A 313-nucleotide genomic window follows, 5' to 3' on the forward strand; every position below is an offset into this window, starting at 1 on the left:
GTAGACGACGCGCGCTCCGCCGGCCGGCGCAATGGCGAAGACGATGAGCGTGAGCAGGATCGCGCCTTCGACCCATACGCCGCGCCGCAGAAAGCCAAGGCTGCCCTGCCAGCGCGCAATCGAGCGGCAGAGCAGAACGCCGAGGAAGAACGAGAAGATCACGAGCGGCAGGCCGCTCAGGATCGTCTTGCTCGTCGTCGCCTCGGTGCTCGCCGGCACGCTCGACTTCGGCATGACCGGCAAGACGATCCTGAGCGGCCTGCCGCGCGTGATCTTCTCGTTCTTCCTCGGCGTTCTGCTCTGCCGCTCGATT

At 66.5% G+C, this 313-nt stretch carries 1 protein-coding gene; it reads right to left on the reverse strand.

Annotated elements, in window-relative coordinates; genetic code table 11:
• Positions 1–219: hypothetical protein (locus EN807_RS36005; RefSeq protein WP_210240030.1), on the reverse strand; the 219-nt coding region annotated here is incomplete at its 3' end.
• Between the last annotated feature and the right edge of the window lie 94 nt (positions 220–313).

It is taken from the genome of Mesorhizobium sp. M5C.F.Ca.ET.164.01.1.1 (assembly GCF_004792125.1).
Taxonomy (GTDB): domain Bacteria; phylum Pseudomonadota; class Alphaproteobacteria; order Rhizobiales; family Rhizobiaceae; genus Mesorhizobium; species Mesorhizobium wenxiniae.